The organism is Arthrobacter sp. Hiyo1, assembly GCF_001263615.2.
GTDB lineage: Bacteria > Actinomycetota > Actinomycetes > Actinomycetales > Micrococcaceae > Arthrobacter.
Genome location: NZ_DF952470.1, coordinates 574,280 through 576,650, shown reverse-complemented (window position 1 = coordinate 576,650; position 2,371 = coordinate 574,280). Strand labels below are relative to the sequence as shown.

Sequence of the window (2,371 nt, the reverse complement as noted above, 5' to 3'; positions counted from 1 at the left end):
CCCCGCCCATCGCTGACCGGGCCGCCCGCGCTGCCCAAAGCCACATCGGCATTGCGCGTCGGCTGGCCCGCGATCCGGAGGCCAGGGAACGCCGGATGGAGACTGTCCGTTTCCCGCTGGGCCTGAGGGGCGTCACTGCCGCCGTGATGATGGCCGAAAAGCTCGTCAAGATCGCGACTGATGAAGCCAACAGCTCCAACGACGAACGCGACGCCGCCGAAAAGGTCGCCCTGCTCGCGAGCTTGGGCGCTCCGGAATCGGGCACGCTGCCGCCGTCGATGCGAAGCCAGGTGAGGCAACTTGAGGACGACCAGAAACGGCGGGCCAAGCGCTCCATCACCGATTCCCTCGACCGCACGCTGACTGATCTGCTGTCCTTCTATCGGGACGTCCTGGTCATCCAACTGGGGAACGCCGTGGAGTTGGTCAACGTTGAACTCAGGAGTGAACTAGAGGCCTATGCGGCAGGCTCCACGCCTGAAATCACCTTGGCGCGCATGGATGCCATCAACAAGGCGCGCGTGCGGATCACCACCACCAACGTGGCACCGCTGCTGGCCGTCGAGTCCATGGCGAGCAGCCTGATTCAGCAATAGCCGGATAGTTTAGAAGTACAGCACGCTTCCCCAGCCTGAGGAGAAACGCATGACCCCCGCACGACGCCGGCCCGCCGGGTCCAGTTCCAGGACACGGTTCCCCTCACTGCGGCGGGTGGCAGCGGCCGTCGCTGCCACGGTCTCCGCGAGCCTGCTGCTGAGCGGCTGCGTTTTCTCGGTACCGGCGCCCAACGATGGTGCCGGCAACGGGTCCGGCAACGTCAGCTCCCCGGATGCGTCCATCGCCGCCGCGGCGCCGGCAGGACTGGAGAGTTTCTACTCCCAAAGAGTGAACTGGACGTCCTGTGAGCAGGGATTCCAGTGCGCCAACATCAAAGTGCCGGTGGACTATGCCAAACCCGATGGTGACAGCATCTCCATCGCGGCCATCCGGCTCCAGAGCCAAGGCACAAAGAAGGGTTCACTCCTGGTGAATCCCGGTGGCCCTGGCGCTTCGGGCTATGACTTCGTCAGGGACGCGGCGAAAACCCACTTCACCAGCAAGCTGCGGTCCAGCTTCGACCTGGTGGGCTTCGATCCCCGCGGCGTCAAGCGGTCGGCGCCGGTGACGTGCCTCAGCGATGCCGAGCGGGACGCTTCCCGCGAGAAGGTCTACAACTACGAAACCGACCAGGGCATCGCCGCGGCGTTGGCCGACACCAAGGCCATCAATACCAAGTGCGTGGAAAAATCCGGGCCCGCCCTGCCGCACATTGACACTGCCAGCTCCGCCAAGGACATGGACATCCTCCGTGCAGTGCTGAACGACGCAAAACTCAACTACCTGGGCTTCTCCTACGGAACGTCCCTGGGCGCCACCTATGCGTCCTTGTTCCCGAACAACGTCGGCAGGCTCGTTTTGGATGGCGCTGTGGATCCGGCCCTCAACAACGAGGACCTCACTGCGGGGCAGGCCGAGGCGTTCGAAAAGGAGCTCCGCACTTATGTGGCGGATTGCCAGGCAAGATCCGGATGCCCGATGACCGGCAGCGTCGATAATGGCGTGCAGCAGATCCAGGACCTCATTGCCGACGTCGAGCAGAATCCCAAGCGCGCCAAGGACGAGCGTCTGGTCACCGGGGCGACGTTCGTCAGCGGTATTTTCACCCCGCTCTACGACAACGAATCGTGGCCCGTCCTGACCCAGGCCCTGGTGGCCGCGTTCAAGGGCGACGTGTCGCTCATGCTTCGGATTGCCGACTTCGGCGCAGACCGGGACCCGAACGGCACCTACACTTCGAACACCCAGTTCGCGTTCAACGCCATCAACTGCCTTGACTACCCCATGGTCACGGACACGGCCGGGATGCGTTCCGAGGAAGCCCGGCTGAAGCAGCTCTCCCCAACCTTCGGCTACTACTTCGCTTACGGCGGCATCAACTGCAAGGACTGGCCCTACAAGCCCGTGCACACGCCTGCTCCCGTCAAGTACACGGGCTCGGCGCCGGTTGTGGTTATTGGCACCACCGGGGACCCGGCGACACCTGTCGCCTGGCTGGTTCCCTACGGAAACAACTCGGCAATGCTTCCCTCGTGACGTGGAAGGGCGAAGGCCACACCGCCTACGGCCGCTCCAACCAGTGCGTTTCCGACGCCGTGGACAACTACTTCGTGAATGGAACGGCGCCTTCAGACGGGACTATGTGCTGAGCTTGTTCGCAAACTTGAGGCGCCCGCGCTAGAGCCGTGCCGCGCGGGGCTCAAGCAATGCGGGAAGGTCCTTGACTGAGGGCACGACGGCGGTGGCGCCGGCCGCGCGCAAAGCCGCCTCGGAG

3 pseudogenes are annotated in these 2,371 nt (G+C 64.2%); 2 read left to right on the top strand and 1 reads right to left on the bottom strand.

Annotation, left to right across the window (positions count from 1 at the left end):
- Both AHiyo1_RS11535 and AHiyo1_RS11530 read left to right on the top strand, forming a co-directional pair.
- A pseudogene (locus AHiyo1_RS11535) lies at positions 1 to 596 on the top strand (DNA polymerase III subunit delta'); the annotation flags it as partial.
- Between the two features lie 49 nt (positions 597 to 645).
- A pseudogene (locus AHiyo1_RS11530) lies at positions 646 to 2,246 on the top strand (alpha/beta hydrolase).
- A 28-nt stretch (positions 2,247 to 2,274) separates the two neighbouring features.
- Here the strand turns inward: AHiyo1_RS11530 and AHiyo1_RS26655 are convergent.
- A pseudogene (locus tag AHiyo1_RS26655) lies at positions 2,275 to 2,371 on the bottom strand (haloacid dehalogenase); the annotation flags it as partial.